At 58.5% G+C, this 25,809-nt stretch carries 23 protein-coding genes; 14 read left to right on the top strand and 9 right to left on the bottom strand.

Annotated elements, in window-relative coordinates; all coding sequences use genetic code 11:
* Positions 1-2 precede the first annotated feature (2 nt).
* From GOX45_RS11740 to GOX45_RS11730, 3 genes are all read left to right on the top strand, one after another.
* The gene (locus GOX45_RS11740) at positions 3-743 is read left to right on the top strand and encodes a hypothetical protein (protein WP_171101095.1); all 741 of its coding nucleotides are present in this window, start codon (positions 3-5) and stop codon (positions 741-743) included.
* Between the two features lie 192 nt (positions 744-935).
* Positions 936-1,142: a cold-shock protein gene (locus GOX45_RS11735; protein WP_170378838.1), complete on the top strand. Its 207-nt coding sequence runs from the start codon at positions 936-938 to the stop codon at positions 1,140-1,142.
* 153 nt (positions 1,143-1,295) lie between these two features.
* Complete coding sequence (locus GOX45_RS11730) at positions 1,296-1,853, top strand: L,D-transpeptidase (protein ID WP_171101092.1); 558 nt, start codon at positions 1,296-1,298, stop codon at positions 1,851-1,853.
* Here GOX45_RS11730 and GOX45_RS11725 read toward each other — a convergent pair.
* Complete coding sequence (locus GOX45_RS11725; protein WP_171101090.1) at positions 1,850-2,494, bottom strand: arylesterase; 645 nt, start codon at positions 2,492-2,494, stop codon at positions 1,850-1,852. The genes GOX45_RS11730 and GOX45_RS11725 overlap by 4 nt on opposite strands.
* Positions 2,495-2,536: 42 nt before the next feature.
* Here GOX45_RS11725 and GOX45_RS11720 point away from each other — a divergent pair, with 42 nt between their 5' ends.
* Both GOX45_RS11720 and GOX45_RS11715 read left to right on the top strand, forming a co-directional pair.
* Complete coding sequence (locus GOX45_RS11720) at positions 2,537-3,232, top strand: ABC transporter ATP-binding protein (protein ID WP_171101087.1); 696 nt, start codon at positions 2,537-2,539, stop codon at positions 3,230-3,232.
* A complete protein-coding gene (locus GOX45_RS11715) occupies positions 3,229-5,757 on the top strand; it encodes an ABC transporter permease (RefSeq protein WP_171101085.1) in 2,529 nt (842 codons plus the stop codon). The genes GOX45_RS11720 and GOX45_RS11715 overlap by 4 nt, the downstream gene beginning before the upstream one ends.
* On the opposite strand, the gene GOX45_RS11710 is transcribed toward GOX45_RS11715, so the two are convergent.
* The gene (locus GOX45_RS11710; protein WP_171101084.1) at positions 5,754-6,206 is read right to left on the bottom strand and encodes an Rrf2 family transcriptional regulator; all 453 of its coding nucleotides are present in this window, start codon (positions 6,204-6,206) and stop codon (positions 5,754-5,756) included. The two genes, GOX45_RS11715 and GOX45_RS11710, sit on opposite strands and share 4 nt — an antisense overlap.
* Positions 6,207-6,301: 95 nt before the next feature.
* Here GOX45_RS11710 and GOX45_RS11705 point away from each other — a divergent pair, with 95 nt between their 5' ends.
* A complete protein-coding gene (locus GOX45_RS11705; protein WP_171101082.1) occupies positions 6,302-6,871 on the top strand; it encodes a gamma-glutamylcyclotransferase family protein in 570 nt (189 codons plus the stop codon).
* Positions 6,872-6,952: 81 nt separating this feature from the next.
* Here GOX45_RS11705 and gltX read toward each other — a convergent pair whose 3' ends face one another.
* A complete protein-coding gene (gltX, locus tag GOX45_RS11700; protein WP_171101080.1) occupies positions 6,953-8,278 on the bottom strand; it encodes a glutamate--tRNA ligase in 1,326 nt (441 codons plus the stop codon).
* Between the two features lie 215 nt (positions 8,279-8,493).
* On the opposite strand from gltX, the gene GOX45_RS11695 reads away from it, so the two are divergent.
* A complete protein-coding gene (locus GOX45_RS11695; protein WP_171101078.1) occupies positions 8,494-9,426 on the top strand; it encodes an MBL fold metallo-hydrolase in 933 nt (310 codons plus the stop codon).
* 144 nt (positions 9,427-9,570) lie between these two features.
* On the opposite strand, the gene GOX45_RS11690 is transcribed toward GOX45_RS11695, so the two are convergent.
* From GOX45_RS11690 to GOX45_RS11675, 4 genes are all read right to left on the bottom strand, one after another.
* Complete coding sequence (locus GOX45_RS11690; RefSeq protein ID WP_171101076.1) at positions 9,571-10,974, bottom strand: calcium-binding protein; 1,404 nt, start codon at positions 10,972-10,974, stop codon at positions 9,571-9,573.
* Positions 10,975-11,220: 246 nt separating this feature from the next.
* Complete coding sequence (locus GOX45_RS11685) at positions 11,221-12,552, bottom strand: FAD-binding oxidoreductase (protein ID WP_171101074.1); 1,332 nt, start codon at positions 12,550-12,552, stop codon at positions 11,221-11,223.
* A gap of 143 nt (positions 12,553-12,695) precedes the next feature.
* Entirely contained in the window at positions 12,696-13,004 is a 309-nt protein-coding gene (locus tag GOX45_RS11680) for a hypothetical protein (RefSeq protein WP_171101072.1), read from the bottom strand.
* 266 nt (positions 13,005-13,270) lie between these two features.
* A complete protein-coding gene (locus tag GOX45_RS11675) occupies positions 13,271-14,926 on the bottom strand; it encodes an NAD+ synthase (protein ID WP_171101070.1) in 1,656 nt (551 codons plus the stop codon).
* 156 nt (positions 14,927-15,082) lie between these two features.
* Between GOX45_RS11675 and GOX45_RS11670 the strand changes: the two genes are divergently transcribed.
* A complete protein-coding gene (locus GOX45_RS11670) occupies positions 15,083-16,549 on the top strand; it encodes an MORN repeat-containing protein (RefSeq protein ID WP_171101068.1) in 1,467 nt (488 codons plus the stop codon).
* A 7-nt stretch (positions 16,550-16,556) separates the two neighbouring features.
* Here GOX45_RS11670 and GOX45_RS11665 read toward each other — a convergent pair whose 3' ends face one another.
* Positions 16,557-17,222, bottom strand: a complete 666-nt coding sequence (locus GOX45_RS11665) for an SDR family NAD(P)-dependent oxidoreductase (protein WP_171101066.1) — start codon at positions 17,220-17,222, stop codon at positions 16,557-16,559.
* Between the two features lie 285 nt (positions 17,223-17,507).
* Between GOX45_RS11665 and GOX45_RS11660 the strand changes: the two genes are divergently transcribed.
* Positions 17,508-19,082, top strand: coding sequence for a 2-isopropylmalate synthase (locus tag GOX45_RS11660; protein WP_171101063.1), 1,575 nt, complete (start codon positions 17,508-17,510; stop codon positions 19,080-19,082).
* Positions 19,083-19,237: 155 nt separating this feature from the next.
* On the opposite strand, the gene GOX45_RS11655 is transcribed toward GOX45_RS11660, so the two are convergent.
* Entirely contained in the window at positions 19,238-20,023 is a 786-nt protein-coding gene (locus GOX45_RS11655) for a 23S rRNA (adenine(2030)-N(6))-methyltransferase RlmJ (protein ID WP_171101061.1), read from the bottom strand.
* 156 nt (positions 20,024-20,179) lie between these two features.
* On the opposite strand from GOX45_RS11655, the gene GOX45_RS11650 reads away from it, so the two are divergent.
* From GOX45_RS11650 to rodA, 5 genes are read left to right on the top strand one after another with little or no spacing between them, the layout of a single operon-like run.
* A complete protein-coding gene (locus GOX45_RS11650) occupies positions 20,180-21,226 on the top strand; it encodes a rod shape-determining protein (protein ID WP_171101059.1) in 1,047 nt (348 codons plus the stop codon).
* A 56-nt stretch (positions 21,227-21,282) separates the two neighbouring features.
* A complete protein-coding gene (mreC, locus tag GOX45_RS11645) occupies positions 21,283-22,185 on the top strand; it encodes a rod shape-determining protein MreC (RefSeq protein WP_171101057.1) in 903 nt (300 codons plus the stop codon).
* The gene (locus tag GOX45_RS11640) at positions 22,178-22,714 is read left to right on the top strand and encodes a rod shape-determining protein MreD (protein WP_171101055.1); all 537 of its coding nucleotides are present in this window, start codon (positions 22,178-22,180) and stop codon (positions 22,712-22,714) included. The genes mreC and GOX45_RS11640 overlap by 8 nt, the downstream gene beginning before the upstream one ends.
* Positions 22,711-24,660 (top strand): penicillin-binding protein 2, encoded by a 1,950-nt coding sequence (gene mrdA, locus GOX45_RS11635; protein ID WP_171101053.1) that lies wholly within the window; start codon positions 22,711-22,713, stop codon positions 24,658-24,660. Before GOX45_RS11640 ends, mrdA begins: the two co-directional genes overlap by 4 nt.
* Positions 24,657-25,796: a rod shape-determining protein RodA gene (gene rodA / locus GOX45_RS11630; RefSeq protein ID WP_171101050.1), complete on the top strand. Its 1,140-nt coding sequence runs from the start codon at positions 24,657-24,659 to the stop codon at positions 25,794-25,796. The genes mrdA and rodA overlap by 4 nt, the downstream gene beginning before the upstream one ends.
* Positions 25,797-25,809: the final 13 nt, after the last annotated feature.

Below are 25,809 nucleotides of genomic sequence, written 5' to 3'. Positions count from 1 at the left end.
CGATGAGTGACGTTCTGAAGAAGTGTTCAACCCGGTGGATGCGTAGCGCGCAGAAGAAGGTTGCGCTTGTGCGTTCTCAGATTCAGCCGGAACGGCGTCTGAAGCATCGGGTGATTGTGGCCAGCAATGGGCGCGCGGGCAGCACGTTGACCTATTCAGCCTTGATGGAAGGTCTGAACAAGACCGACCCTCGACCCGTCAAACGGGCGCGGTTTGTGCCTCGGCTGGCCCATGCGGAACACTCGGCGCCCTGCCTGTTCAAGACGCATGATTTCCCCGCAGCCCTGGGCGCCTGGCCCGAGACCACGCGGGCGGTGTTCTGCTTTGGCGACACGCAGGATTCGGCGCTGTCGGTCTATTCCGCCAAGTCGCGCTACGGCGACGAATGGGTTACGGAACATTTTGAGCATCTTCAGGCCACCGGCAGCTTTGACGAGTTGTTCGAACGCGATGTGCTGCAACAGGCGCGCCAGGTCAAGGAATGGGCCATCTTCGAACAGGTGCCCGTCCTGTGCGTTCACTATGATGCACTGTGGGATCATGAAGAGACCATCTCGGACTTCACCGGGATCGCCTTCAAGGCCCCGCCCAGACGCGCTCGCGTCGCCAAGGACATCCCATCGGATCTCAGACAAGCGGCCGAGCGGCTTTATGGGCCGATTGATGCGCTGATCAACCAGCTTCCCAAGTGTTTCGTGGCCGGGCCGCAATACAAAGGTTTGGTCAGCAAACTACCCTCCTGAAGCCTGCGGAAATTTGCTGGGGCGTTCATAAGCTACTCTTGCGTCAGACCATTCGGAGTGACATACCAATGGGGCTTACGTTTTTCTATTTCGACCTACTGTCTCCTATCACGGCGCTCAGTCACTCGATCCAGACCGACGACGCCAGGCTGCCGCAACCCCGTGGGCAGCATCAATCAGGAGACAACGGATATGCCCGCAGGCACCGTTAAATGGTTTAACACCACCAAAGGCTACGGCTTTATCGCGCCCGAAGACGGCGGCAAAGACATCTTCGTCCACATCTCGGCCGTCGAACGTTCGGGTCTGACCGGATTGGCCGACAACCAAAAAGTCACGTACGAGCTGCGCTCGGGCCGTGATGGCCGCGAAAGCGCGGACAATATCGAGCTTGCATAAGCTCTGAAAGGGCAGGGTCTTTCCCTGCCCTTTGCACCGGCAACACATGTCAGAAAGAACATGTGAAATTTGAATACGCCCTAAAATTGACCAATTGTGCTATCATACTTTCGGTAAAGTTTTGATTGTAATGGTTAATTGATGAGGCCTGCCATGTTCACGCGCCGCACGTTCCTTGCCGCGACGGCGAGTTCCAGCCTTCTGCCCACGTTCGCTCAGGCAAAGAAGGCCGTCGAATACGACCCGACACCGCAATTTGTTCGCATCAAAAAGCAGTTCCTGCCGGGGCAATTGCTTGTCGTTCCGCGCTCATTCTATCTGTATTTCGTGACCGAGCCGCGCAAAGCGATCCGGTACGGGTGCGGTGTCGGACGGGCCGGGTTAGAGTTCACCGGATCCGCCACGATCGACGTCAAGAAAGAGTGGCCGACCTGGCGGCCCACTCAAGAGATGATCGAGCGTGAGCCGATCACCTATGCCCGATTCAAGGACAATGACTATGTTCAACCCGGTGGCAGCGACAACCCGCTGGGCGCGCGCGCGCTTTATCTGTTCCAGAATGGGGTCGACACCTATTTCCGAATCCATGGCACGACACAGCCGCAAACCATTGGGCACGCTGCGTCAAACGGATGTATTCGTATGCTGAACGAGCATGTGATCGACCTTTATCAGCGTGTTCCACTGGGTACGGTTGTCACCGTAGTCTAATCCCGGGCCTTGGCCACAAGCTCCAACACGTGCGGGCCCAGCCCCTCGACGATCTGGGTTACGCCGCTTGTATTTGGGTGAATGCCGTCACTTTGCATCAGATGGCGCGCGGCCTGTAAATCCTGCCCGTTCGGGAAACCCTGAAAAAAATTCGGCGCGTATAGCGTGCCGAAGGCCTTCGCCAGTTCTGGGTATATCCCGTCGAAAGCGCGCTTGTATGCGGCCCCGTAGTTTGACGGAGCTTCCAGCCCCACCAACAGGACCTCGACGTCAGCAGCGCGCGCGGCCTTGAGGATCTTGCCCAGGTTCAAACGCGCGTATTCGGGATCAAGCCCCCGCAGCAGATCATTCCCGCCCAAAGCCACGATCATCGCGTCCACCTCTGGCGTCAGCGTCCAATCCACCCGCACAGCTCCTCCGGCTGTGGTATCCCCCGACACGCCTGCGTTTATCAGGCGTACATTCGCCCCCTGCGCCAGCAGCCAGCGTTCCATCTGCGGCACAAATCCGTGCTGAACCGGCAGCCCATAACCTTGGGTCAAGGAATCGCCCAAAGCGGCAACAACAATGGTTTCCGCTTTGGCAGCAAGACCACACAGAACGAAAATGAATGACACCAAGACCTTGCGTATCAGCTGCATCGCGCCATATCCCACATTATCGCTCTCCTTTCCGGACCGACCATGACCGAACCTGTACTTGCCCTTCAAAATGCATCACTGTCCCTGGATGGCAATGCCGGGCGCGTGGATATTCTACGCGATATCTCACTGACCGTTAACCATGGAGACTCCGTAGGCCTGATCGGGCCATCCGGTTCGGGCAAATCCTCACTCTTGATGTTGATGGGCGGCTTGGAGCAGGCGACAAGTGGAACGATTACCGCGTTGGGGCAAGATCTGACGTCACTGTCCGAAGACGCACTCGCCCGCTTTCGCCGTGATGCGATGGGCGTGGTGTTTCAGAACTTCCACCTGATCCCGACGATGACCGCGCTGGAAAACGTGGCGACCCCATTAGAACTGGCGGGGCACACCGACGCCTTCGCCCGCGCCGAGGCCGAGTTGGATGCGGTTGGCCTTGCCCACCGCCGAGACCACTACCCCGCACAGCTATCGGGTGGAGAGCAACAGCGTGTGGCGCTGGCGCGTGCGTCTGCCCCAAGACCAAAGATATTGCTGGCCGACGAGCCGACGGGCAATCTCGACGCCGCCAACGGACAGGCCATCGTCGATCTCTTGTTCGGCCTGCGCGACCGCCATGGCGCGACCTTGGTGCTTGTCACCCACAGTCACAGCCTGGCGCAAAAATGCGATCGAGTGATCCGGCTGCGCGATGGTAAGATCTCGGAAGACGCCTTGAATGAGGCCGCTGAATGAGCCTGAAACAAGCCAGCAGGCTGGCGCAGCGCGAGCTGCGGGGCGGCCTGCTGGGGTTTCGTGTGTTTCTGGCCTGCCTTGCCCTGGGTGTCGCCGCCATCGCTGCAGTAGGCTCGGTCCGGCAGGCGATACAGACCGGGTTGGCCCAAGAGGGCGCTGCTCTACTCGGCGGCGATGCCGAGCTGGAATTCACCTATCGCTATGCCACGGACGAAGAACGCGCCTGGATGACGACAAACGCGCAAACGGTGTCCGAGGTGGTCGACTTCCGTTCTATGGCGGTGAAAGACCCCGACGGGGCACCAAAACGCGCGCTTACGCAGGTCAAATCGGTCGATGACGCCTATCCGCTGATCGGTGTGCCGGTCTTGGAGCCCGACATTTCGTTGGCCGATGCACTGGACGGCGCGGATGGCCTGCCCGGTGCGGTCATGGATCCGACGCTCATTGCACAGCTGCAGTTATCTGTCGGCGACAGGTTTGCGCTAGGCACCCAAAGCTTTGTGCTTTCTGCAGCCCTGATCCACGAACCGGATGGGGCTGCTGACGGGTTTGCCCTTGGGCCCCGCACTCTGGTGCGCACGACCGACCTGCAAAACTCAGGCCTGTTATCTGCGGGCACTCTGTTCTCGACCAAATACCGCCTTGATCTGCCCAGCGACGCGGATCTTGCCCAGGTTTCGCGCGACGCAGAGCAAAGCTTTGACGGCACCGGAATGCGTTGGACCGACGCGCGCAACGGTGCCCCGGGGATTACCGAGTTTGTCGCCCGTCTCAGCGCGTTCCTGGTTCTGGTTGGTCTTTCTGGCCTTGCGGTAGGCGGCATCGGCGTGTCCGCCGCTGTGCGGGCTTATCTGACGCAAAAGACCGAGACAATTGCGACCCTGCGCACTTTGGGCGCCGACCGTGCCACGGTATTCCAGACCTATATGATCCAGATTGGCATCCTCTCGGTTGTCGGCATTGTTGTCGGGCTTGTGCTGGGGAGTGGCGTCCCGTTGATGCTGGCCCCCATCATTGAAAGCCAACTCCCCGTCCCCGCCGTCTTTGCGCTCTATTTCGGCCCTTTGGGCGAGGCCGCGCTTTACGGCTTGCTTACCGCATTCCTCTTCACCCTCTGGCCTTTGGCGCGGACCGAGGAGGTACGCGCCGCGACCCTGTTTCGGGATGCGATGACCACCACACGCGGCCTGCCGCGTCTGCCCTATCTGGCAGCCACAGCGCTTGGGTTGGCTGTGCTGATTGCCGCAGCCGCTTGGTTCAGCGGCTCGCCCCGTTTGACCCTATGGACAGCAGGCGGCTTGGCTGGTGCGCTGTTGCTGTTGTCCCTGGCCGCCGTTGCAATCCGGTGGCTAGCGCGTCGCGCCGCCCCTCTGGCGCGCGGCTGGCCTGCGTTGCGTTGGGCGCTGTCCGCCATTTCCGATGCCCGTGAAGGGGCCGCGTCCGTTATTCTATCTCTTGGCCTTGGACTTTCGGTTCTGGCCGCCGTGGGCCAGATCGATGGCACCTTACGCAATGCGATCACGGGCAATCTGCCAGACGTCGCACCGTCGTTCTTTTTCGTCGACATCCAGAAAGACCAGATGCCCGGCTTTACCGCGCGCCTCGACAGTGATCCCGCGGTCACGCGGCTGGAAAGCGCCCCAATGCTGCGCGGCGTGATCACCCAGATCAACGGTGCCCCGGCGCGCGACGTCGCCGGTGACCATTGGGTTCTGGATGGCGACCGTGGAGTCACCTATTCCGAACAACCGCCCGAAACCACGCGCATCACCCGAGGCTCATGGTGGCCCGAGAATTACGACGGTGCGCCACAGATAAGCTTTGCGGCAGAAGAGGCCGAAGAAATGGGGCTCGAACCCGGTGACGAGCTGACAGTTAACATCCTGGGCCGCGATATCATCGCCGAGATTACATCATTGCGCGAGGTTGACTTTTCGACCGCTGGCATGGGCTTTGTCATGTCCATGAACCCGGCCGCTTTGGCCGGGGCGCCACACAGCTTCATCGCCACTGTCTATGCAGAAGAACAGGCCGAGGCGGCGATCCTCAGCGATTTGACCGGTCAGTACGCCAATATCACAGCGATCCGTGTCCGGGACGCAATCGACCGTGTCTCAAACCTGCTCGCTGGTCTGGCTGCAGCAACATCCTATGGCGCAGGGGTGTCCATCCTGACAGGGTTTTTGGTTCTGATCGGAGCCGCAGCAGCCGGTGAACCTGCGCGACGCTACGAAGCTTCGATCCTGAAAACCCTCGGCGCGAACAGACGCCAAATCCTCGCCAGCTTCGCGCTACGGGCGGTTTTGCTGGGAACAGCCGCCGGATGCGTCGCACTGACCACCGGAATCCTCGGGGGATGGGCGGTTGCGCGCTTTATCTTCGAGGTTGACTATGCCGTTATCTGGCCTTCGGCTTTGGGGATCATTATCGCAGGTATCGCGGTCACGCTGGCAGCAGGACTTGGCTTCGCCCTGCGCCCGCTGTCGGTCCGCCCGGCGCGTATTCTGCGGGCCAGCGACTAAGCGCTGTGGGCGCAGGCCAAAGGTTGCAAAATCTTCAATAAAGGCGCGTTGTCACAAACCAGCGCGTCCAGCGTAATGTGGTCAAGCGATGCGTAAAAAGCCTGCGCCGCATCTTGCAGCGCAAGGCGCAATCGGCACGCGGCAGTCAGTGGGCAAGTATTGTCCGCATCTGCAAAGCACTCAGCAATCGGCAGCTCACCTTCTACGTCGCGAAACACAGCCCCAATCCGGATTTGATCCGCAGCTTTGGCCAAGGTCATGCCACCATTCCGGCCGCGCTGCGTGGCAAGATACCCCAACTGTGCCAGCTGATTGATAACCTGGGCTAGATGGTTCTCCGAGACATTACAGACCTCTGCAATCTCGGATTTTGTCACCAATCGGCCTGGATGCGCTGCACAATACATCAGCAAACGCACAGCGATATTGGTCCGTTTAGTAATCCGCATGAGGCCCTCCCGGTTTTGTCGATGCTGCGTTATTGCATGATCGGGAAAAAACCGGTTTGACATACATCAATCGGCCTTAAAGGACAGAACAGCGCATGGCAGACCCCTATTTCTTTGGCTACGGCAGCCTGGTGAACCTGGCCACGCATGACTTCCCCGACCCGCGCCCTGCCTCTCTTAAAGGCTGGCGGCGCGTTTGGCGGCACACCGACCTGAGGCCCGTTGCGTTCCTGACGGTCGAACGTGACCCCTCCACCGAAATCGAAGGTATGGTCGCCCATGTTCCCCGCAATGATTGGGCAGCCCTGGATGCGCGCGAATGGGCTTACGATCGCGTGCCCGCCACACAGGCTGTGTCACACCCTCTGCGACACGAGGTCGAAATCGCGGTCTATGCCGTGCCTGAGTCCCGACAGAACGCGCCAAGCGATACTCATCCGCTGCTGCTCAGCTATATTGATGTGGTGGTCCAGGGATATCTGCGAGCGTTTGGCCCCGAAGGCGCCGACCGGTTCTTTGCCACAACCGATGGCTGGGATGCGCCAATCCTGAACGATCGCGCCGAACCACGATATCCGCGCCACCAACAACTCAAACCAGACGAAACCGACTTCGTGGATCAGCGCCTGCACCAACTCTCGGTCCGGCTTTTACAACCCAGCTAGAGAGCCAAGGCTAATAGCTCCCACAGCTTCTTCTGTTCAAAAATACCTCTGCCGGAGGCATGTGCCGACAGGCACAATCGCCTAGCCGCGCGCGCGGATGACTTGCAGCAACGGCAACAGAGTCGCCATCTCAGGCCCCCGCTCCATCCCGGTCAACGCCTTGCGCAGCGGCATGAACAGCCCTTTGCCCTTGCGACCGGTCGCCTCTTTCACAGCTTTGGTCCAAGTCCCCCAAGTGTCACCATCGAACGGGCCGTCCGGTAGCAGATCCATTGCCTCGGCGATAAACGCGCGATCCTCGTCATCGATCAACGGCTCAGCCCCATCGCGGCACAGATCCCACCATGCTTTGAGATCCCCCAGAGTTGTGATGTTCTCACGCGCCATGGTCCAGAACGGCTCTGCCAGATCAGCCGGAACACCTGCGTCCGCGACAGCCTCGGACACGTCGGCCAAGGGCAGCGATTGCAAATGCTTCGCGGTCAACGGAAACAGATCTTGCACGTCAAACTTGGTCGGCGCCGCACCAAAGCGGCCGATATCGAACCCGTCAATCAGTTCAGACATGTCCGCGCGCAGCTCGACCGGATCGGACGAGCCCAACCGCGCCATCAGGCTCAGCAAAGCCATTGGTTGCACACCCTGTTCGCGAAGATCGCGCAGCGCCAGAGTACCCAGACGTTTTGACAACGCTTCCCCTTGCGGGCCCGTCAACAAAGAATGGTGCGCAAAGCGCGGGCAGGTTCCGCCCAGCGCCTCGATGATCTGGATCTGTGTGGCCGTGTTGGTCACATGATCTGATCCCCGCACAACATCCGTGACCCCCATTTCGGTGTCATCGACGACCGACGCAATCGTATAGAGAACCTGCCCATCACCGCGGATCAGAACCGGATCCGAGACCGAGGCCGCATCGATAGAGATATCGCCCAGAATCCCGTCGTTCCATTCAATCCGCTCATGATCCAGCTTGAACCGCCAGACGCCATTGCCACGCTCTGCGCGCAAGGCTTCCTTTTCGGCCTCACTCAAGCTCAGCGCAGCGCGGTCATAGACCGGGGGTTTGCCCATATTCAGCTGCTTCTTGCGTTTCAGGTCCAACTCGGTGGGCGTCTCAAATGCTTCATAGAACCGGCCAATCTCGCGCAGCTTGTCCGCCGCCTCGGCATAACGATCCAAACGGTCAGACTGACGCTCAACGCGGTCCCAATGCAGGCCCAACCACTCCAGATCCTGCTTGATCGCATCGACATATTCTTCTTTCGACCGCTCAGGATCGGTATCGTCGATGCGCAGAATGAATGTCCCGCCCGCCTTACGGGCGATCAAGTAATTCATCAAAGCGGTACGCAGGTTGCCCACATGGATATAGCCGGTGGGCGACGGGGCGAAACGGGTGGTGGTCATGGAGTTCTCCTGTTGGCGCGGCTCTTGTCACAAAGCCGCGTTTTTGTCCAGCAGGGGTTTCATTCACCCCAGGCAGTCAGAACCCGCGAGATCGCGAAGTGATCAAAAATGAACACGTAATGTTCATCCGTGCAGGCCGAAGACCGGGCTATACACTGGCGCATGGCCCACTTTGGGCTAGCTCGTACTGGACGACCTGACAGGGAGACGACGACATGGCCATTAACTTGACACGCAGAGCGGCCCTGGGTGCCGCAGCAGCCCTTCCATTTGCGTCAGCGGCAACACCGCTGTTGGCAGCCGGGGCCCAGACCAAGGCGAACACCACTATTGCCAGATCATTCCAGCTTGGCGACTTCACAGTCACAACCCTGCTGGACGGCAGCCTGCCGCGCGACGGAGCAAAGGAAATCTTTGGCGGCGGCGCATCTGACGAAGAGTTTGCAAAAGTATCCGCCGAGAACTTCATCTCGCCCGACGTGGCACAGTTCTTCTTCACGCCGACATTGGTGCACACCGGATCAGAGCTGGTTCTGTTTGACACAGGGCTCGGACAAGGTGGCATTCAGGCTGCGCTGGCAGATGCCGGCGTTTCGCCCGACCAGATCGACGTTGTTGTCATCACCCATATGCACCCTGACCACATCGGCGGCATGACGACAAATGATGCAGCAACGTTCCCCAACGCGCGCTATGTCACAGCGGCACAGGAATATGACTTTTGGGCAGCCCAAGAGGCCGGAAACCGCGTGGGCGATCTGGTTGCCGCCAAAGTAACACCGCTGGCCGAGAAGATGACCTTTGTCGAAGATGGCGGCGATGTCGCGTCCGGCATCACCGCGATGTCCGCCTTTGGACATACCCCGGGCCATACGGTCTTTCACCTCGAAAGCAACGGTCAACGTTTGATCCTGACAGGTGACCTGGCCAACCACTATATCTGGTCCTTCGCACATCCCGAGTGGGAAGTGCGCTTTGACATGGACAAGGCCGCAGCCACAGAATCGCGCCGCAAGGTCCTGGGCATGCTGGCCGCCGATAAAGTGCCCATGGTCGGCTATCACATGCCCTTCCCCGGCGCAGGCTTTGTAGAAACACGCGGCGACGGCTTCCGCTTTGTGCCCGTCAGCTATCAGATGATGGGCTAAGCTTCCGCGGTAATGGACCGGCACTGCCGTTCTTTCAGGAGGTTTTGTGACATTGTACAAAACCTCCTAACCCACCCGGTGAACCACGTCTAAACAGCGATTTCGCCAAAGCTAGAAACCGTGGCTTTTGACTTTTCTGCTTTGTCAGAGCAAGAACACGTCGTCGATGTAGAATTCATCCCCGACACCTGCTTCTACGGTGAATTGAACCACGTCGGTCGCGTTTGTGAATTCCAAAACTCCATTGGCATCCAAGTCGGCATCCGTGACAGTAACCGAACCCAGAACATTTCCGCTTTCATCAGCGAAATAGAAGTTCGCTTCTTCACCCGGATCAAGCCCCACGATTGTCATGCCGCCCAGGTCAAAGGCCTCATTGTCCTTGTGCTTGAAATTCATTTCATGCGTGGTTCCGTCAAGGTCGGTCCAAACACGAAATTCATCGTCGCCATCGAGGTCATAGTCGTAGTTGCCACCCGCAGACAGATCTCGTTCTTCGAACCAGTTCGTGGCATTGGTTAGCTGGCTTATCCAATATTCTCCATTTGGACCATCCTGGTAGATATGCCCCAGAATTGCCGAGGCGAACGGGTCGTAAAGTGGCACCATCGACTCAAAGGTTACATCGCCCGGTGGTGCAGGATACGTGACCTGAAAAGTCACGTCGCCATAAGCCGTGGCTCCATTTCTATCGCTCGCCTCATACCAAAAAGACACGGTTGGCGAGGTGCCGTCGTTCGACTGATAGACACCGTTCGGGTCCCAAGTCACGGTTCCGTCTGCCAACACTGTCAAAATCGATCCATCATTCAGCAGGCCGCCATTGCTGTAGTATGATAGTGGCTCACCATCAGGGATCAGGTCGTAGTCGTTGATCCCATCGCCATTCAAATCAAGCTGAATGTCATCGATTGCAGAAAGTGTCAGACCTTCACCCAGGTTCCCACCCTCGATGTAGTCGTTGGCAAGTACATTGACGGTTATTGTCGAAGCATTATCGACAGAGGCAAAATCACCCTGCGTGATAATCTCCCCGGCTTGAGGAACAACTTCGATATTCACGCTCGCCACATTGGTAATATAGTCAACGTCGCCCGAACCATCGTTGGCAAACACTTCGTAGGCAACCACGACTTCTTTGGCTTTCTTTCCGTTGCCTTGGATCTCGGTAATCTCGTTGATTGTATAGTCCGTCTCGCTGTTGGCGAAATACAAGACTGTATCAATTCCGCTACCGCCATCGATGATGTCACTGCCTGCGCTTCCGATGATCAGATCTGCACCATCACCACCATTGATAATGTCGTCACCGTCACCACCGTTCAGAGTATCGTTTCCGGCTCCGCCTTCGATGGTATCGTTCCCTGATCCACCGTCGATCTCATCGTCACCGTCAAGGCCCCAAATGACGTCGTCCAATGGTGTGGCACTCAGGGGTGATGAGGTGGGCGTAATGACGTCGGCGCTATCTGTGCCAACGATCGCTCCGGGCGGTGGAGCTACAGTATCTTGGTTCTTCCCCCCACCGTTGCTGTTAGGCTTCGGCATTTTTCTTCTCCAATCCAGACACGAGCCGCCTCAGCCTAAAAATCTGGCAGATCGGCGACTATGTAGAGACGAAACCACAATAAAGGCGTAAGTAGGTCGGATTCTCGCCTTTTTGTGCCCATTGTCCCGTGCAGAGAGCGGATAAATTCGGAATCAGAGCTTTGTTTCTAAAAATTCGAATATGATCTTACTTTGTTCTTTCACGTCCAAAACTGCGAAGCAGCCGATAACCGTCAAGGATTTCAACTAGTATCCCGGATTCGGCCGCACTTTTGACCCATCCGTAAAACGGGATAAGCGAAAGGCGGTCGGGTCCACGCAGGGTTTCGACCGCGTGACCATCTCGGCCACTAAGCGCCCTGCGCCAGGACCTATTCCAAAGCCGTGTCCGGAAAACCCGGTGGCGATGAACAGACCCGGCAAGTCATCTACATCCGAAATAACCGGGATGGCGTCCGGGGTGACATCAATCATCCCGGCCCAGCTTTCGACGACCTCGGTAGACTGCAATTCTGGAAACGCACGGCGGGCATTGTCCCAAGATTTTCTGAGCAATTTTTGCGACGGTTCAGGATCCAGCACGCGACATTTCTCAAACGGAGTAACGTCACTGGGTAACCACGTCCTGTCCTCGCCCGCTTCAATACGCCAGCGTTTAGAAAGGCGAAAGCGCAGCGAGCGCCATTCCTGCGCGAAGGCAGGCATAAACGCGCGCGCCAGACGGAAACTGTCAGGCACGATATCCACGGTGTTCTGGTTGCCCATCGCGATGGTGAACCCACCATCGGCACGCCTGCGAATGGCAAAATCATCCGACCACAAAGCCGTCTCGGGGCCAGCATCGACCGGAGCTGTACGCAATACAGTGTTCAGCACCTTCAACTGAGGCAGCGCGATCCCCGCATTTCCCGCAAACAGGCGCGACCACGCCCCACCGGCCAATACCACTTGCGTGCAGGCAACACGGCCTCGCTCTGTAAATACCCCGCTCACGCGCCCATCCTGCGTGTCAATGCTGCGCACCGCGCAATTGGTCATCACGGTGGCGCCATTGTCGCGCGCGGCCTCGGCAACCGCAGGTGCGGCCGATTGCGGTTCGGCCCGCCCGTCCTGCGGGGTATAGAGCCCTGACGACAGTCCAAGCGTGTTGCCTGGCAGCAAATCCTCAAGTTCAGGCCCCAAAACCATGCGGGCCCCTGTGCCCAGCCCTTCCAGGTTGCGCAGCCAGCGGTTCAATTGGCTTTCCACTTTGGTGGTCGCTGCGCCAAAAACTATGCCGGACTGCACATACCCGGTATTGCGCCCAATGCGCGTGTCCAGGTTTTCCCAAATACGGATGGATTCCTGCATCAGCGGGATTTCACGAGGGTCACGCATGGCCAGACGCACCCAGCCCCAATTGCGCGAACTTTGCTCGCCCGCGATCCGTCCCTTCTCGCACAGCAAAACAGAACGTCCTCGCCGGGCCAGTTCGAACGCGGTACTGACCCCGATTATTCCACCGCCGATCACGACCACCTCGACCGATTTCGGCAGGTTGAGATCTGATTCTACTGGGGAAGGTCTGGGACCAGGCATCGACCGCTCGAACTGTTTGCTTGGGCCGACATCAGGCCTCAGGACATCGGCACTGACAATCCGAAAAACAAAGGTGGCCTGCAATACAGGCCACCTGTGGCGCAATCGCCATGCGCATATCTATATTTCGTCAGCAAAAACCGTTACGCGGCACCCGACAGATGCGCCCAAGTCTGGCGCAACAGATGCTTGACGCCATTTTCCTCGGCTGCGAGCTCTTCATCGATGATTTCATCCACCTCTTCCTGCGCCGCTAGCTCGGGCAGGTCACGGCCGGGCTCTGGTTCCAGATCGCCCTCGGACCCGAGATCGCTGATGAGGCTTGAAATTGCCGCGTCAACTTTTTGCTCGTCCAGTTCCTGACCGGGCGACTTCATCATCTTCATGCGCGACGGCGCATGCAAAGGCTTGTCGTATTCATTAAACATATCGACCACCAACACTCTGTACATCAGCACCCAAAAACACAGGCGCCTGGTTTCCCAATGCAACGACGCAAATTCACAGGCCAACATCGGCTCGACATCCACATCGCGTCACGATTGCCAAACATAAGGCAAACCCCGGCCATAAATGTGTCAAAAAAAGGACAAGCTGGCAAGCAAAACAGAAGAAAACGACGGCTAGGCCGCTGATAATAATAAACAATCCAGAAGCCAGATTAGGATTGTCCACAAGAGGTGAACGATCAACGAATTCTTACCGCTTTTACCGCGACTCAGCGGTCACGCCAGCGATTAACAATCGGGTATCTGCGGTCCAGCCAGAAGGCTCTGGGCGACAGTCGCGTCCCCGGTGCAGACTGAAAACGCTTGTATTCGCTGATATAGATCAGATGCTCGACCCGCCGCGCGACATCGGCATCAAATCCGGCGGAAACACAGTCGGCGATCGAGCCATCCTGATCCACCAATATGTCCAGTATACCGTCCAAAACCGGATAGTCAGGCAAGCTGTCGGAATCCTTTTGATCCTCACGCAGCTCGGCACTTGGCGGTTTGTCAATAATGGAGGGTCGAATCACCTCTCCGCCCGGTCCTTGCATCCAGTCACGATGGTTGGCGTTTCGCCAGCGGCAGGTCTCAAAAACCCGGGTCTTATAGAGATCCTTTATCGGGTTATAGCCACCGTTCATGTCGCCATAGATCGTGGCATAGCCCACCGCAATCTCGGACTTGTTGCCTGTGGTCAGCAACATGTCACCAAACTTGTTCGAAATCGCCATCAGCAGCAGCCCGCGCAACCGCGACTGGATGTTCTCTTCGGTCAGATCCTCGTCACGCCCGACAAACAATGGCGCCAGTGTGTTTGTGATCGCCGCCCGCCCTTCGGAGATCGGCACAAAGTCGTATTGCACGCCCAGCGCTTTGGCCAAGGCCTCGGCATCATCCAGCGACGACTGGCTGGTATATTCCGAAGGCAACATGACACAGCGCACATTCTCGGCCCCGATCGCGTCAACGGCGATTGTGGCAACCAGGGCCGAGTCGACCCCGCCCGACAACCCCAGAACCGCGGATTTGAACCCGGTCTTGCGCATATAGTCGCGCAACGACTCGACCATGGCGCGGTAATCCTGCTCCCACACATCGGGTTGCGGAACAATCTCGGCCGGAACAATGCGCCAGCCTTCGTCGCCGCGCTCCAGATCGACATGGGTGATGGCGGTGTCAAAGACAGGCATCCGGAACGCCAGTTCTCCACCCGGGTTCAGGCCAAAGGTTGCCCCGTCAAAGACCTGATCGTCTTGCCCGCCCACCATGTTCAGATAGATCAGCGGCAGATCGGTTTCGACAACGCGCGAAACCATGTGGTTCAACCGAATGTCGTATTTGTCGCGAAAATAGGGCGATCCATTGGGGATCAGCAGAAACTCAGCACCGGTCTCAACCAAAGTCTCGGATACATCTTCGTGCCAGCCATCCTCGCAAACCGGGCTGCCGATCCGGAAGTTGCCAACTGAATAAGGTCCGCCCAGCGGACCCGCATCATACAGGCGCACCTCATCAAACACCGTTTCATTTGGCAAATGGTGTTTCAGCACCTTGCTGGCGATCCGACCGCCTTTCAGGATGAGATAGGCGTTATACAGTTTCCCATCTTCCGCCCAGGGCCCACCGATTGCCAGGGCGGGGCCATCTGCGCAGGATGTCGCCAAATCCTCGACAGCGCGCATGGCGGCCAGATGGAAAGAGGGCTTGGCGATCAGATCCTGCGTATTGTAGCCGGTGATGAACATTTCGGGCAGCGCCACAAGGTTGGCCCCCGCGTCGCGCCCCTTTTGCCAGGCATCCTTCGCTTGGGCAGCGTTACCATCGATATCGCCGACGCACGGGTTCAATTGCGCCAGTGTGATGCGGAAACGGTCGGCCATCGATGCCCTCTTATGTTCATCGTTTCCATCGCATTTAGCAGATCGGGCGGCGAGGAAAAGCCAAATGCTGCAAAAGCCGTTGCCCTGCGTTCAGCGGTGGCCTAGTTTTGCGCCAGTTGTGTGGGAACCTTAGAACAGGGCAAACCAGTTAGTACCATGAGTGTAATCCGTAATATCCTTGCTATCTCCGCCCTCAGCCTTTCGGCGCAGCTTGCCTCTGCACAAGACGGGCAAATCATCACCAAGGATGACGAGGTTGGCGGTGTCTATGAAGGCACTTTCCAAAACGGCCTGCGCCATGGCACCGGAACGTATCGTTTGCCCAGTGGGTTTGAATATACCGGTGAGTGGGTCGAAGGCGAGATTCAGGGCCAGGGCACGGCCCGCTATGCGGATGGGTCGATCTATGAAGGCACGTTTGTCAAAGGCCAACCCGAGGGTCTTGGCAAGATCACATTTGCCAATGGCGGCACCTATGAGGGCGAATGGCGCGACGGCGCGATCAACGGCAACGGCATCGCACAATACACCAACGGTATGCGCTATGAAGGCGGCTTTCGTGACGCTCAGCGCCACGGCGAAGGCGTTCTGACCGACCAGAAGGGTTATGTCTATGATGGGGGCTGGGTCGACGGGGTGAAAGAAGGGTTTGCCAAAATCACGTATGCCGATGGTGGCACTTATGAAGGCGACATGAAGGCCGGCCAGCGCCACGGCAAAGGCACGGTGACCGTACCCGACAGCATGACCTATACCGGTGATTGGCTGGAAGATCAGATCACAGGCACCGGCAAACAGGTGCTGTCCAATGGCGACGTGTACGAAGGCGAGCTGATCAACGGTCGCCGACACGGCAAAGGCAAGGAAACCTATGCCAATGGTACCGTTTATGAGGGCGATTTTGTCGACGACCTGCGCCATGGTCAGGGCACCCTGACCGGGGCGGATGGCTACAGCTATACTGGCGCCTGGGTGAATGGCCATATCGAAGGATTGGGTGAGATCACCTATCCTGATGGCGCGGTCTACACCGGGGATCTGCTCGACGATCTGCCCCATGGCAAAGGCCGGACCACATATCCCAATGGGACCTCTTATGATGGCGAATGGATTGCCGGAGTGTTCGAAGGCACGGGCACCGCGACTTATTCCAACGGCACTATCTACACCGGTCAGTTCAAGAACGCGCAATATCACGGTACCGGAAAACTGACCCATCCGAACGGTTATCAATACGAAGGCGACTGGGTGGAAGGTGTTCGCTCTGGGACGGGAAAAACCACATTCGCCGATGGCTCGGTCTATGAAGGTGACTTCAACAATGGCGAACGGCACGGCAAAGGCACGCTCACCACGCCCAACGGTTTCAAATATGAAGGCGACTGGCGCGAAGGCGCGATCAACGGTATCGGCACGGCGACTTATGCCACCGGCGATGTCTATGTTGGCAGCTTTGTCGACAACAAACGTCAGGGTGACGGCACGATGACCTATGCCAATGGTGTGGTGGAATCCGGCACGTTCGAAAACGGTGTTTTTGTCGAAGGCTCTGGCACCACCGAGCCTGCAGCACAAGACGAGCCGACAGAGAGCCCCGCGGAAGACACAAGCTCGGACGGCTAAGCGTCTCTCACCACGGGATAGGCTTACCGGCCCAATCGAAAAACCCGCCGGACTGATCCGGTGTCAGGCTCTCGATTACACGCAACAGGTTTTCGGCAGCCGCTGACGGTTCGACCGCTGGATGGCGGCCCAGGTATTTTTGCGTGAACTTGGTTTTGACCGTACCGGGGTGCAACGCCACACAAACACCTTTGGGATGGGTGCGTTTCAGCTCAATAGCTGCCGTGTGGACGATCTGGTTCAATGCCGCCTTGGCCGCGCGATAGCTGACCCAACCGCCCAGCCCATTATCTCCGATCGACCCGACTCGCGCCGACAGCACCGCAAACACCGAAGGCCGGTCACGGGGCAACAAACGAACGGCGTGTTTCAGAACCAAAGCCGGTCCAACCGCATTCAGCGCAAACTGGTCCATCATGGCTTGCGCCGTGACTGCGCGCAGCGACTTTTCGGGCACGGCGCCATCGATCTCAAGCGCCCCCGTTGCCACCAGCACCAGATCGAAAGGGCCAGCGATGCGGTCCAGAATGGGCTCGGCCAAGTCGGGCCGGGTCAAATCCAACCCGTGTTCCGACCGCGACAACCGGGTAACCGCAACCCCTGAGGATTCAAGTCGGGTGCAGACCGCCTGCCCGATCCCGCCGCTTGCCCCGATGATCAACGCTGTGCTCATGACCCTCAAGCTAGAGGCCCAACCACCAAGATCAACGCGGGCCCTCGGATACCTGGCACCGACATCGGCATCATTTTCCCACTTTTCATTCCGACCCCGCGTTGTATAAGGTCGTCCTCATGATCGACCGCGCAGATATCACACTTGTCGACACCGCCCTTCGCGGTGCATCGCTGCGTGGCCTACTGATCCTAATCCGCCTCTGAGCGTGCCATCCGGCGCGCCCGCTCAGAGGAGGACGCCGGCGCGCCATAGGCTTTAGGACAGAAGAAGAAAGAGAATCCCATGACCAACGTGACCGACCAAGACCGCGTCTTGATCTTCGATACCACTTTGCGCGACGGCGAACAAAGCCCCGGCGCGACCATGACCCATGATGAAAAGCTGGAAATCGCCGAACTGCTGGATGACATGGGCGTCGATATCATCGAGGCTGGCTTCCCCATCGCCTCGGAAGGTGATTTCAAGGCCGTGTCCGAGATTGCAGAACGGTCCAAAAACAGCCGCATCTGCGGACTGGCGCGCGCCAATTTCGCCGATATTGACCGCTGCTGGGAGGCGGTGAAGCACGCCAAGAAGAACCGCATTCACACCTTTATCGGCACCTCGCCGCTGCACCGTGCGATCCCGAACCTGACCATGGATGAGATGGCCGACAAGATCCACGAAACGGTCAGCCATGCACGCAACCTGTGTGAAAACGTTCAATGGTCGCCCATGGATGCAACCCGGACGGAATGGGATTACCTGTGCCGTGTGATTGAGATTGCGATCAAGGCGGGGGCGACCACGATCAATATTCCCGACACTGTCGGTTATACCGCTCCAGTGGAAAGCGCCGACCTGATCAAGCGCCTGATCGAGACTGTTCCGGGCGCTGATGAGGTGGTCTTTGCCACCCATTGCCACAATGACCTCGGCATGGCGACCGCGAATTCTCTGGCGGCCGTCGCGGGTGGAGCGCGTCAGATCGAATGCACCATTAATGGTCTGGGTGAGCGCGCGGGCAATACCGCGCTGGAAGAGGTGGTGATGGCGCTTCGTACCCGCAACGATATCATGCCCTGGAACACGGGTATCGACACCACCAAGATCATGCATATCTCACGCCGTGTGGCGACCGTGGCTGGTTTTCCGGTTCAGTTCAACAAGGCGATCGTCGGCAAGAACGCCTTTGCCCATGAAAGCGGTATCCACCAGGACGGGATGCTGAAAAACCGCGAGAATTTCGAGATCATGCGCCCCGAGGACATCGGTCTCTCCGGAACCTCGCTGCCGTTGGGCAAGCATTCGGGCCGCGCCGCGCTGCGCGACAAGCTGGAAACACTGGGTTATGAGGTCGGGGACAATCAGCTCAAGGACATCTTTGTGCGGTTCAAGGATCTGGCCGACCGTAAGAAAGAGGTCTTTGACGACGACCTGATCGCTCTGATGACGTTGGACGATGACGAGGCGAACGATCACCTCCATCTGGTGTCGATGAAAGTCACCTGTGGCACTGGGGGCCAAGCGGAATCAACCGTCGAACTGGAAGTGGATGGTAAGGATGTGATCGCCACCGAGCATGGTGACGGCCCCGTTGATGCGACCTTCAAAGCAATCCGTGCGATCTATCCGAACAAAGCGCATCTGCAGCTCTATCAGGTGCACGCCGTCACCGAAGGCACAGATGCGCAAGCAACAGTGTCGGTACGTCTGGAAGAGGACGGCATGATCGCCACCGGACAATCGGCCAACACCGACACGGTGGTTGCCTCGGCCAAAGCCTATATCCACGCCCTGAACCGCCTGATCATGCGCCGCGAAAAGGCGGGCCCCGGGGCGGACACGCGCGAGATCAGCTACAAAGACCTGACCTGATCGCCGCTGGCTGGCAGGGCTCCCGCACCCGCGGCTGTCCGGCTACGCCGAACATCCTGCCGGCTTTGGGCCCGGCACCGCGCTTTCGCGGTGCCGGGCCCAACACGTTTGACCGCATCTTTGATGCTGGCAAACGGGGCGGGCGCTTCTGCGGGTCACAACTTCTGAAACAACGTTGTCAGGCGCGCGGCTTCGTCTTCGATGCCAAAGGGTGCGTTCAGAAAGAACATACCAGACCCGACCATGCGGTGGCCTTCGCGCGCGGGAGGGAAGCGGACTTCATGACAGAATGCTTTCGGAAACCCTTGCGCCTTCAGTGCTGCAAGCATCGGCTTATGCCGACCATCAGTCAAAACGGGATACCAAAGCGCGATGATCCCCACATTCCATTTCCGGTGCAGTTTGGCGATCAGTTTGGGCAGACGCTCGTAATCCGCCTTCACCTCATAGCTTGGATCAATCAACATCATTCCGCGCCGAGGCGTCGGCGGTAGCAAGGACTGTGCAAGCTCAAACCCGTCCTGCGGATAGGTTTTCGCCCCGAATGCAGAGGTCGCAAGCTCCAAGGCCGCATATTCCCGCGGATGCAGCTCGGCAAAGTGCAGGCTGTCATGTTCCCGCAACTCATGAGCCGCAATCAAAGGCGATCCAGGATAGGCCAAGGCCCCATGGCTCGCCTGCACTCGGCGCAATACATCCGACATCGGGTGATCAGGGCCAAACCACCCCTCGCGCTGCGCCCTCAGAATGCCGGCCTGCGCCTCACCTGTCCGAACCGCCTCTGCCGCATCCAGCTGATACAATCCACGCCCCGAATGGGTCTCGATATAGCTGATTGGCTTGTCCTTTTGCGTCAGATACCGCAGCGTCCACGCCAATAATGCGTGCTTTTGTACATCAGCCAGATTTCCAGCGTGGTAAATATGTTGATATGAGAGCATTTTGCCTTCTAAAGTCCGTATCAATAAGGCGGAAAGGTGCTGATTGTCGCGGAATCAACCCTTTTACCGGGCGGGTTCGCACCCTATAAGGCATCCGTCCCGGAACCGTCGAGTCGCGGGCAGATTATAAGAACGTACAAGCAGGATCAGGGACATATGGGATTCTTTGGCAATCTGGGCGGTCTGTTTACAGCAGATATGGCCATCGACCTAGGTACAGCGAACACGCTGGTCTATGTCAAGGGACGCGGGGTCATCCTGTCGGAGCCCTCGGTGGTTGCCTATCACGTCAAAGACGGTGTCAAAAAGGTCCTGGCCGTTGGCGAAGATGCCAAGCTGATGCTGGGCCGCACACCCGGTTCAATCGAAGCTATCCGCCCGATGCGTGAAGGTGTCATCGCCGATTTCGACACCGCCGAAGAGATGATCAAGCACTTCATCCGCAAGGTGCACAAACGCTCGACCTTCTCGAAGCCCAAGATCATCGTCTGCGTCCCCCACGGAGCCACCCCGGTTGAAAAACGCGCGATCCGTCAATCTGTGCTGTCTGCCGGAGCACGCCGCGCCGGGCTGATTGCCGAGCCGATTGCTGCTGCAATCGGGGCGGGCATGCCGATCACTGACCCGACAGGCAACATGGTCGTGGATATCGGCGGCGGTACCACTGAGGTTGCTGTTCTGTCACTGGGTGACATCGTCTATGCGCGCTCGGTGCGTGTGGGTGGTGACCGGATGGATGAGGCAATCATCTCGTATCTGCGCCGACAGCAGAACCTGCTGGTGGGTGAGTCCACTGCTGAGCGGATCAAAACCACCATCGGCACCGCACGGATGCCCGACGATGGCCGGGGCCAATCAATGCAGATCCGGGGGCGCGACCTGTTGAACGGTGTGCCCAAGGAAATCGAAATCAGTCAGGCGCAGGTGGCCGAAGCGCTTTCGGAACCTGTTCAGGCGATTTGCGAGGCGGTGATGACCGCTCTGGAAACCACTCCGCCAGATCTCGCCGCTGACATCGTTGACCGTGGCGTGATGCTGACAGGTGGCGGTGCTTTGCTGGGTGATCTGGATCTGGCACTGCGCGAACAGACCGGCTTGGCCGTGTCGATTGCCGATGAAAGCCTGAACTGCGTGGCCTTGGGCACCGGCAAGGCTTTGGAATACGAAAAACAACTGCGCCACGCGATTGACTACGAAAGCTAAGGCGCGCACCCTTCTTAGGGTAAAAGACGGATACGAGCAGCACGGGAAGGTAACCTGTGGCAAAGGACCGTTCACAGCGCGATGAATACACAACCCCTCTGCGCAGATTGCTTACGGGTCTTGTTGTGTTGTGCCTGCTGGGAATTTTCCTGATCTGGCGGATCGACAGCCCGCGGGTCGAGCGGTTTCGGGCTCAGGTTGTTGATGCCGTGGTCCCGTCGATGGAATGGGCCATGGTCCCGGTCACCGGGCTGGTCAATCTGTTCAGAGACTTCCAAAGCTACCAACGGCTCAGCGAACAAAACCGCGAACTGCGCAGTGAGCTGCGCCTGATGCGCGCCTGGAAAGAAGCCGCGCTGCAGCTGGAGCAGGAAAACGCGCGCCTGCTGGACCTCAACAATGTACGGCTTGACCCGCGTCTGACCTATGTCACGGGCGTTGTCATGGCTGATAGCGGATCCCCCTTCCGCCAGTCGGTTCTGCTGAATGTTGGTGAGCGCGATGGCATCGTCGATGGATGGGCAACGATGGACGGGATCGGTGTTGTCGGTCGGATTTCCGGCGTCGGACCAGATACGGCGAGGGTTATCCTGCTGACTGATGCATCCAGCGCCATTCCGGCGACCATTCAACCCTCTGGGCAAACCGCGTTGGTGACCGGCGACAATACCTCAGCCCCGGTGATCGAATTTCTGGAGAACCGCGAACTGGTACGTCCCGGAGATCGCGTTGTGACCTCGGGCGATGGTGGCGTGTTCCCGGGTGGGTTGCTGATTGGTCAGATTACAGCTGATCCGGGTGGGCGATTGCGCGTGCGCCTGTCAGCCGATTTTGAACGGTTGGAATTTCTCCGTGTCCTCCGGTTTCAATCCGCCCCGGCGATCCGCGACCCGGGCGGGCTTGTTGGCCCGCAGCGCCCCGAAGCCGCCCTGACACAGCCGGAGGCCGGCGATGGATAGACCGGTTTCACAGCTTTGGGGCAAACGCTGCCTATATCTGGGCCTGGCATTGGCGATCATGTTCCTGCACCTGTTACCGCTGGATACGAAACCTGATCGCTGGCCGTTTCCCGATTTTTTGATCGCACTGACCTTTGCTTGGGTGATGCGCAGACCCGAATTTGTACCAATCGTCAGCGTCGCTGCAGTCATGCTGATGGCTGATCTTCTTCTACAACGCCCGCCCGGCCTGCTGGCCGCTTTGGTTGTGCTTGGCACCGGTTATCTGCGCAACGCGGCACCGGGGATGCGAGATGCCGGGTTTCTTGCTGAGTGGAGTACAGTTGCGGCTGTGATCACTGCAATTTTTGTCCTGAACCGGATGATCCTTGCTATTCTGTCGGTGCAACAAGCTGCGTTAGGTCCAGTGGCGATACAAGTGATGCTGACAATCGCGATTTATCCGATCATCGTTCTGCTGAGCCAGAGCGCCTTTGGCGTACGCAGATTCTCGGCCGCGGATACGGGCGCGATAGGAGCACGGGGATGAAGCGGCCAACGCAGAAAACAGAAGGCCGCGCCTATAAGCGCCTGCCGCGCCGTGCTCTGGTGCTGGGCGGGTTGCAAGCCGTTTTCATAGGCGGGCTGGCCGCGCGCATGCGGTACATGCAGGTGGATCAAGCCGACGAATACCGCCTGCTGGCCGAAGAAAACCGGATCAATATTCGCCTGATCCCGCCAACCCGGGGCCGGATTTACGACCGCAACGGGCAGATCATCGGGCAGAACTCCCCCTCTTACCGCATTGTCATCGTGCGCGAAGATGCCGGTGATATCGACAAGGTCATCGCCAAGCTCTCGGAGCTGATCCCGCTGACACAGGAAGAGATCGACCGCGCCAAGACTGAAATGCGCAGGTCTGCCCCGTTCCTGCCCGTGACTTTGGCAGACCAGGTCACGTGGGAAGACATTTCGAAAGTGGCCGTGAACGCCCCCGCCCTGCCCGGCGTGATCCCCGAGGTCGGCTCGACTCGGCAATACCCCCGTTATGAGGATTTTGCTCATGTGGTGGGTTATGTTGGCCCGGTCAGCGACTATGACCTGAGCCAGATCGAAGATCCCGAACCGGTGTTGCGCATCCCGCGCTTTCAGATCGGCAAGGTGGGGCTAGAAGCCAAACAGGAAGGGTCGTTGCGCGGCAAAGCAGGTGCTAAGCGGGTCGAAGTCAACGCGACCGGGCGAGTGATGCGCGAGTTGGACCGGCAAGAAGGCATTGCAGGCGCCGATCTGCAACTTTCGGTCGATGCCGACCTGCAGCAATATGCACAGGCGCGGTTGGCGGGTGAAAGCGCCGCTGCGGTGGTGATCGATTGCGAAACCGGCGACATTCGGGCCATCAGCTCGGCCCCCAGCTTTGATCCGAACCTGTTTGTGCGCGGGATTTCGGTGGCAGACTACCGCGTACTGACCAACGACAAATATCGCCCACTGGCGAACAAAACCGTGCAAGGCACTTATCCGCCCGGCTCCACCTTCAAGATGATCACCGCGCTGGCGGCGCTAGAGGCGGGTGTTATTGCACCCTCCAGCACCGTTTACTGCCCGGGCCACCTGAAGGTCGGCAGCCGCCGCTTTCACTGCTGGAAACGCGGCGGTCACGGAACGGTTGATCTGGAAACCTCGCTGAAACGCAGTTGCGACGTCTACTACTATGACGTCGCTCTGCGTGTGGGCATCGACAAGATATCGGACATGGCCCGCACCTTCGGGTTGGGTGTGAAACATGACATCCCGATGTCGGCGGTGGCCGCTGGGCTGGCCCCCAATCAGGAATGGAAACAACGTGTCCATGGGCAGGACTGGCTGGTGGGCGACACCGCCAATGCCTCGATCGGGCAAGGCTTCATGCTGGCCTCACCGCTGCAATTGGCGGTGATGACGGCGCGGATTGCCACCGGTCGCGCAGTGTCTCCGCGCCTGGTGCGGTCGGTCAACGGGGTCGAAGAACCGTCGGGCGCGGGCGAACCGCTGGCGGTGAACCGCAACAATCTGGAACAGGTTCGCCACGCGATGTGGACTGTTTCGAACGACCGACGCGGCACCGCCTATCGTAGCCGTATCATTGCCGATGATTTTCGCATGGCTGGCAAGACCGGTACCAGCCAGGTGCGCAACATCACCAAGGCCGAGCGCGCCGCAGGCGTGATCCGCAACGAAGACCTTCCATGGGAGCGCCGCGACCACGCGCTGTTTGTCAGCTTTGCACCCTACGACAAACCGAAATACGCCATTGCTGTTGTTGTCGAGCACGGTGGTGGTGGTTCAAAAGCCGCGGCCCCTGTTGCCCGCGACATCATGCTTCAAGCGCTCTATAACGGAACCCCCCCGCTCGAAGCCTATCCCGCAGCAGACCGCGAACGCATCAAAGAGCAGCAGATCCAGCTTGAGGGCGACCCCCGCCCCAAAGCGCGTCCTGACGCGAAGGACCGCGCATGAGCTATCTTGAAAGTACCGTCAAATCCACACCATCGGGATTTCGCAAAATCCTGTATCTGAACTGGCCCCTGACCCTGTTGCTGATCAGCGTTGCAAGTGCCGGTTTTCTGATGCTGTTCTCGGTCGCAGGCGGGTCATGGACCCCTTGGGCCGAACCTCAGATGGAGCGTTTCGGGCTTGGCCTGACAGTGATGTTCATCGTCGCCATGGTGCCCATCTGGTTCTGGCGCAACATGTCGGTACTGGCCTATCTGGGATCAATCGCACTGCTGGTCTTTGTGGAGCTGTTCGGCACGGTCGGCATGGGCGCGCAGCGCTGGATCGACCTGGGGTTCATGCGTCTGCAACCGTCCGAGCTGATGAAGGTTACGCTGGTGATGCTGTTGGCCGCCTATTACGATTGGCTTCCATCACAGAAAACCTCGCGCCCGATCTGGGTGATCATCCCGGTACTTCTGATCCTGATCCCGACCTTCATGGTGCTGCGCCAACCTGATCTGGGCACGTCTATCCTGTTGCTCGCAGCTGGTGGCGGGCTGATGTTTCTGGCTGGCGTCCACTGGGCCTATTTCGCGGCGGTGATCGCGGCAGGCGTCGGGCTTATCGCAACCGTGTTCAACAGCCGAGGCACGGAATGGCAATTGCTCAAAGACTATCAGTTCCGGCGCATCGATACGTTTCTGGACCCGTCGACCGACCCGTTGGGCGCGGGCTATCACATCACCCAGTCAAAGATCGCTTTGGGATCAGGCGGCTGGAACGGGCGGGGCTTTATGCAAGGCACGCAATCGCGCCTGAACTTCCTGCCGGAAAAGCACACCGATTTTATCTTCACCACTTTGGCAGAAGAGTTCGGCTTTGTAGGCGGGATCACCTTGCTGGTCCTTTATGCGCTGATCCTGATCTTCTGCATGGTTACAGCTTTGTCGACAAAAGATCGCTTCTCGTCTCTGGTCACCCTTGGGATCGCGCTGAACTTCTTCCTGTTTTTCGCTGTCAACATGTCCATGGTGATGGGGCTGGCGCCGGTCGTAGGCGTCCCGCTGCCAATGGTCAGTTATGGTGGTTCGGCCATGCTGGTGCTAATGGCCGCCTTCGGCATCGTGCAGAGCGCACATATCCACCGACCTCGCTAACTCAGAGGCTTTA

This window comes from Ruegeria sp. HKCCD7255, from assembly GCF_013031565.1.
Taxonomy (GTDB): Bacteria; Pseudomonadota; Alphaproteobacteria; order Rhodobacterales; family Rhodobacteraceae; genus Ruegeria.
Note: the sequence above shows the minus strand (reverse complement) of the source record. Positions and strands in the feature narration are given on the sequence as shown.

Excerpts from the sequence above, each read along its gene's own strand:
- GOX45_RS11710 (WP_171101084.1), bottom strand. The coding sequence starts at position 6,206 with ATGCGGATTACTAAACGGACCAATATCGCTGTGCGTTTGCTGATGTAT.
- GOX45_RS11685 (WP_171101074.1), bottom strand. The coding sequence starts at position 12,552 with ATGCCTGGTCCCAGACCTTCCCCAGTAGAATCAGATCTCAACCTGCCG.
- GOX45_RS11725 (WP_171101090.1), bottom strand. The coding sequence starts at position 2,494 with ATGCAGCTGATACGCAAGGTCTTGGTGTCATTCATTTTCGTTCTGTGT.
- GOX45_RS11735 (WP_170378838.1), top strand. The coding sequence starts at position 936 with ATGCCCGCAGGCACCGTTAAATGGTTTAACACCACCAAAGGCTACGGC.
- GOX45_RS11715 (WP_171101085.1), top strand. The coding sequence starts at position 3,229 with ATGAGCCTGAAACAAGCCAGCAGGCTGGCGCAGCGCGAGCTGCGGGGC.
- GOX45_RS11705 (WP_171101082.1), top strand. The coding sequence starts at position 6,302 with ATGGCAGACCCCTATTTCTTTGGCTACGGCAGCCTGGTGAACCTGGCC.
- rodA (WP_171101050.1), top strand. The coding sequence starts at position 24,657 with ATGAGCTATCTTGAAAGTACCGTCAAATCCACACCATCGGGATTTCGC.
- GOX45_RS11650 (WP_171101059.1), top strand. The coding sequence starts at position 20,180 with ATGGGATTCTTTGGCAATCTGGGCGGTCTGTTTACAGCAGATATGGCC.
- GOX45_RS11730 (WP_171101092.1), top strand. The coding sequence starts at position 1,296 with ATGTTCACGCGCCGCACGTTCCTTGCCGCGACGGCGAGTTCCAGCCTT.
- GOX45_RS11695 (WP_171101078.1), top strand. The coding sequence starts at position 8,494 with ATGGCCATTAACTTGACACGCAGAGCGGCCCTGGGTGCCGCAGCAGCC.
- GOX45_RS11680 (WP_171101072.1), bottom strand. The coding sequence starts at position 13,004 with ATGTACAGAGTGTTGGTGGTCGATATGTTTAATGAATACGACAAGCCT.
- GOX45_RS11665 (WP_171101066.1), bottom strand. The coding sequence starts at position 17,222 with ATGAGCACAGCGTTGATCATCGGGGCAAGCGGCGGGATCGGGCAGGCG.
- GOX45_RS11720 (WP_171101087.1), top strand. The coding sequence starts at position 2,537 with ATGACCGAACCTGTACTTGCCCTTCAAAATGCATCACTGTCCCTGGAT.
- GOX45_RS11740 (WP_171101095.1), top strand. The coding sequence starts at position 3 with ATGAGTGACGTTCTGAAGAAGTGTTCAACCCGGTGGATGCGTAGCGCG.
- GOX45_RS11655 (WP_171101061.1), bottom strand. The coding sequence starts at position 20,023 with ATGCTCTCATATCAACATATTTACCACGCTGGAAATCTGGCTGATGTA.
- mrdA (WP_171101053.1), top strand. The coding sequence starts at position 22,711 with ATGAAGCGGCCAACGCAGAAAACAGAAGGCCGCGCCTATAAGCGCCTG.
- GOX45_RS11670 (WP_171101068.1), top strand. The coding sequence starts at position 15,083 with ATGAGTGTAATCCGTAATATCCTTGCTATCTCCGCCCTCAGCCTTTCG.
- GOX45_RS11660 (WP_171101063.1), top strand. The coding sequence starts at position 17,508 with ATGACCAACGTGACCGACCAAGACCGCGTCTTGATCTTCGATACCACT.
- GOX45_RS11690 (WP_171101076.1), bottom strand. The coding sequence starts at position 10,974 with ATGCCGAAGCCTAACAGCAACGGTGGGGGGAAGAACCAAGATACTGTA.
- GOX45_RS11640 (WP_171101055.1), top strand. The coding sequence starts at position 22,178 with ATGGATAGACCGGTTTCACAGCTTTGGGGCAAACGCTGCCTATATCTG.
- gltX (WP_171101080.1), bottom strand. The coding sequence starts at position 8,278 with ATGACCACCACCCGTTTCGCCCCGTCGCCCACCGGCTATATCCATGTG.
- GOX45_RS11675 (WP_171101070.1), bottom strand. The coding sequence starts at position 14,926 with ATGGCCGACCGTTTCCGCATCACACTGGCGCAATTGAACCCGTGCGTC.